At 72.2% G+C, this 5,102-nt stretch carries 3 protein-coding genes; all 3 read left to right on the top strand.

Annotation, left to right across the window (positions count from 1 at the left end; translation table 11 throughout):
- On the top strand, window positions 1-978 hold a 978-nt coding region (locus tag VF542_RS02325), incomplete at its 5' end, for a radical SAM protein (protein ID WP_408650096.1).
- Window positions 979-985: 7 nt separating this feature from the next.
- Window positions 986-1,756, top strand: coding sequence for a TIGR03936 family radical SAM-associated protein (locus tag VF542_RS02320; protein ID WP_408650095.1), 771 nt, complete (start codon window positions 986-988; stop codon window positions 1,754-1,756).
- Between the two features lie 210 nt (window positions 1,757-1,966).
- The coding region (locus VF542_RS02315; protein ID WP_408650094.1) for an Rne/Rng family ribonuclease at window positions 1,967-5,102 on the top strand (3,136 nt) is incomplete at its 3' end.

The following is a 5,102-nucleotide window of genomic DNA, read 5'->3' as shown; positions in this document are numbered from 1 at the left end:
CTCGCCGACCGCTACGAGGGCTCGAACGTCTCGTTGTCCCTTCCGTCGACCCGCGTCGACGCCTTCAACATCGACCTGGCCAACGAGTTCTCCCGCAACGGCCGGCGCTCGGGGTTGACCTTCGCCCCCGAGGGCGGCTCGGAGCGGCTGCGCCGGGTGATCAACAAGATGGTCAGCCACTCCGACCTGATCAACACCGTCACCGCCGCCTACTCCCAGGGCTGGCGGCAGGTGAAGCTGTACTTCATGTGCGGGCTGCCGACCGAGACCGACGAGGACGTCCTGGAGATCGCCACCATGGCCCAGGACGTCATCCGGGCCGGCCGGCAGGCCACCGGCTCGCGCGACATCAAGGCCACCGTCTCGATCGGCGGCTTCGTGCCCAAGCCGCACACCCCGTTCCAGTGGGCCGCGCAGGCCGCGCCCGAGGTGGTCGACGACCGGCTGCGCAAGCTGCGCGCCGCCATCAATTCCGACCGCTCGCTGGGACGCAACATCGGGATGCGCTACCACGACGGCCAGCCCTCGCTGATCGAGGGCCTGCTCTCCCGCGGTGACCGCCGGGTCGGGGCCGTCATCGAACGGGCCTGGCGCGACGGCGCCCGCTTCGACGGCTGGAGCGAGCACTTCTCCTACGCCCGGTGGATCGCCGCCGCCGACGCCGAGTTGCGGCCGCGCGGCGCGTCGATCGAGTTCTTCACCACCCGGGAGCGGTTCGCCGACGAGGTGCTGCCCTGGGACCACCTGGATTCGGGCCTGGACAAGCAGTGGCTCTGGGACGACTGGCAGGACGCCCTGACCGGCTACGAGCAGGACGACTGCCGGTGGACGCCGTGCTTTGACTGCGGCGTCTGCCCGACGATGGGCACCGACATCCAGATCGGGCCGACCGGCAAGACGCTGCTGCCGCTGGTGGCCACCACCACCCCGCTGGCCGTCCGGCCCGCGCCGGCCGCCTCACCAGCCGGACAAGGCTGAGGCGGGTATGGCGCGCAGGCAACCCGAGGGACCGGCGCACGTGGCGCCGGTGCAGCGGATCCGGCTGGAGTACGCCAAGCGGGGCCGGCTGAGGTTCTGCTCGCATCGCGACTTCGCCCGGGCCTTCGAGCGCTCGTTGCGCCGGGCCGAGATCCCGATGGCCTACTCGGCCGGCTTCCACCCGCATCCGAGGATCAGCTACGTCGGTGCCGCCCCGACCGGGGTGGGCTCGGAGGCGGAGTACCTGGAGATCGGGCTGGCCCGCCGCTGCGAGCCCGAGACGATCCGGGCGGCGCTGGATGCCGTGCTCCCCGAGGGGCTCGACCTGCTGCGGGCGGTCGATGTCGAGGACTGCCCGCCCGGTTCGCTGGCCGAGCAGATGCAGGCCTCGCTATGGCAGCTGGAGCTGGCGGCCGACCCTGCGGTGGCCGCGACGGCGCTGGCCCAGCTGCTGGCGAGCGAGTCGGTGCTGGTGGACCGGTTGGCCAAGGACGGCGTGCGCAGCCTCGACGCCCGGGCACCGATCATCGCCGCTGAGGTGTCGGCGGTGCCGGGAAATGACACCCGTGCGATACTGAGACTGGTCGTCCGTCAGGTCACCCCGACGGTTCGGCCCGACGATGTGCTCGCCGCTTTGCGGGCCGTCGCCGGTTTCGCCCCGTCGCAGCCCGCCAGGGCTACCCGGCTGGCGCAGGGACCGGTCGACGACGCAGGAGTGGTGACAGATCCGTTGCGCACCACCGAGCTGCCGGTCAACCGAGCAGCTACCGAGCACTGAAAGGCCGTCGGCACCGCTGACGGGTTGGACGTTCTGCCCGGCACCTCCAGGGCAGGGGTGACACGAGTCGCCTGTTCGCTCCCGCGAACGGGTGAGTAGAAGAGACTTTGCGTTCCGCTTGCGGGTGGAGCGCCATACCGCCGCTGCGCGGCCGAGTACGGCGAACGCCGTTCTTCTCGGCCCCGGTGGTGAGACAGGAGCACCCGAGCAATGCTCGACAACACCCCATCCGACAACACCCGCCCCGACGGCGCCCGCCCCGACGACAATGCCGCCGAACCGGCGGGCCCAGCCGCCGAACAGGCCCGTACGGCTGCCAAGAGGGCCGCGCGCAAGGCCACCGCCCCGGTCAAGGCCACCGCCCCGGCCACGGAGCCGGCCAAGCGCGCTCCCCGCAAGACCGCCGCGAAGAAGGTCGCCACGGCCGGCGAGCCGGTGGCCGATCACCCCGCGGCTCTGGCGCCGACGGCCGACCAGCCGGCAGGTCCGGCGCCGCAGGGCGACCAGCCGGCCGATGTTGCGGCCGCGTCGGCCCCGACGAAGGCCACCCGCGCCCGCAAGACCCCGGCCAGCAAGGCCGTGTCCACCGCGGCACCGGCCACCGAAGCACCGGCCACCGAGGCTGCGGCCAACGACGCGCCAGCCACCGAAGCACCGGCTAAGAAGGCTGCCGCCCGCAAGGCACCGACCAGCAAGGCGGCAGCCACCAAGGCGCCGGCCAGCAAGGCACCGGCCAGCAAGGCACCGGCCACCAAGGCGCCGGCCAGCAAGGCACCGGCCAGCAAGGCGCCGGCCAGCAAGGCGCCGGCCAGCGAAGCACCGGCCACCGAAGCACCGGCCACCGAAGCACCGGTCAGCAAGGCTGCGGCCAGGAAGGCACCGGCCCGGAAGGCTGCCGGTCGCGCCGCCACCCCCGGCGCGGCCGCCACCCCCGGCGCGGCCGTGCCTGCCGGCGGGGCCCCGCAGCCGGGCGATGCCGGGAGCGCGATCGAGCCCGCGGCACATGCCGCGGCGGTGACGACCGCACCCGCTGAATCGGCGCCCATCCAGTCGGCGTCCACCGAACCGGCCGCTGACCCATCGGTAGCCGGGCCAGCCAAGCGGACTCCCCGTAAGCGGGTCAGCAAGGCCGCGGCCGCTGAGCTTGCGGCAGCGGAGCAGGCCGCCGGTACCGGACGGGCTGTTACCGAGCAACCGGCAGCAGCCGGACAGGCCGCGGACCGTTCGGTGGCCGAGATCCCGACTCCGGAGGCGCTGCCTGCCGGGCCGGCCCTGGCCGCTCCGGCGGTGCTGTTCCAGCCGCCCACCGAGGTGGTGTCGCCTCGCCGCCGTCGCGGTGGCAGGCGCACTGCCGAGGCACCCGAAGCCGCTGCCAGCACCGAGCAGGAGGCGGGCACCGAGGCCGTCGCGCTGCCTGACGAGGTCCCGGACTTCTCCGATATCGACGCCGACCTCGAGCCCGAGGACGTCGACGCCGACGAAATCACCGCCGAGGACAGCTCCGACGCCGACGATGCCGCCGAGGCCGGTGACGGCACCCGTCGCCGGCGGCGGCGTGGCCGGCGCGGACGCGGCAACCGGTCCACGGAGGTGGCTGACACCACCGAGGCCCCTGATGACGCCGACCAGGCAGCGGTGGACGCCGACGAGGACGAACCAGAGGACGACCATGCCGAAGAGGTCGCCGAGGCGGCCCTGTCGGCCAGCGCTCGCCGCCGCCGCCGTCGCCGGCGTTCCAACGGCGCGGACGCTGCCGAGGCCGTCCTGTCCGAGGACGACCCGCCCAACACCGTGGTGCACGTGCGGGACAGCCGTTCCGGGCGGGACCGGGGTGCCGATGACGACGGCGTGCGGGGAGTCAAGGGATCGACCAGGCTGGAAGCCAAGCGCCAGCGCCGTCGCGACAACCGGGACACCGGCCGGCGCCGCGCGCCGATCCTGACCGAGGCCGAGTTCCTGGCCCGCCGCGAGTCGGTGGACCGGGTGATGGCGGTGCGCCAGGCCGGTGACCGCACCCAGATCGCCGTCCTCGAAGACGACATCCTGGTCGAGCACTACGTGACCCGGGCCAGCGCAGGCAGCGCGGTCGGCAGCGTCTACCTCGGCCGGGTCCAGAACGTCCTGCCGTCGATGGAGGCAGCCTTCGTAGACATCGGCCGGGGCCGCAACGGCGTGCTGTACGCCGGCGAGGTCAACTGGGACGTCGCGGGGCTGGAGGGCAAGGCCCGATCCATCGAGAACGCGCTTAATGCCGGCGACCTGGTGCTGGTACAGGTGACCAAGGACCCGATCGGCCACAAGGGCGCCCGGCTGACCAGCCAGATCTCGCTTCCCGGCAGGTTCGTGGTCTACGTTCCCGGCGGCGGAATGACCGGCATCAGCCGCAAGCTGCCCGATGTCGAGCGCAGCCGGCTGAAGGCGATCCTGAAGAAGGTGGTGCCCGAGGAAGCCGGTGTGATCGTGCGCACCGCGGCCGAAGGCGCCTCCGAGCAGGATCTGATCAGTGACGTCGAGCGGCTGAAGTCGGAGTGGGAGTCGATCAGCGCCAGGTCGGCGAAGGCCAAGAAGTCCTCGGAGGGGCCGTCCCTGCTGCACGGCGAGCCGGACCTGGCGATCCGGGTGGTCCGCGACATCTTCAACGACGACTTCAAGAAGTTGGTGGTGTCGGGCTCGGAGATCTACCAGACCATCAGCGACTACGTACGCGACATCGCCCCCGACCTGGCGGACCGGATCTCCCGGCACACCGCTGAGTCCGACCTGTTCCGCGACCTGCGGGTGGACGAGCAGCTGGCCAAGGCGCTGGACCGCAAGGTGTGGCTGCCCTCGGGCGGCTCGCTGGTGATCGACCGTACCGAGGCGATGACCGTGGTCGACGTCAACACCGGCAAGTACACCGGATCGGGCGGCAACCTCGAGCAGACGGTGACCCGTAACAACCTCGAAGCGGCCGAGGAGATCGTCCGGCAACTGCGGTTGCGCGACATCGGCGGCATCGTGGTGATCGACTTCATCGACATGGTGCTGGAGAGCAACCGCGACCTGGTGCTGCGCCGGCTCACCGAATGCCTGGGCCGGGACCGCACCAAGCACCAGGTAGCCGAGGTCACCTCGCTCGGACTGGTGCAGATGACCCGCAAGCGGGTCGGCGAGGGCTTGCTCGAAGCGTTCAGCGAGCCCTGCACGGTGTGCAACGGCCGCGGTGTGCTGGTGCACCTGGACCCGGTGGAGCGCAAGAACGGCGCGGCCAACGGCGCCGGTTCCGGCGCGTCGGCACCGGCTGCCGAGGAGGACCGGCCCACCCGTGGCCGGCGCAACCGCAAGGCCGTCAAGGCCGAGCCGGCCC

This window comes from Jatrophihabitans sp. (assembly GCF_036389215.1).
Taxonomy (GTDB): Bacteria; Actinomycetota; Actinomycetes; order Mycobacteriales; family Jatrophihabitantaceae; genus Jatrophihabitans_A.
The sequence above is the reverse complement of the archived record's forward strand: the minus strand, read 5'-3'. Positions and strand labels throughout refer to the sequence as shown.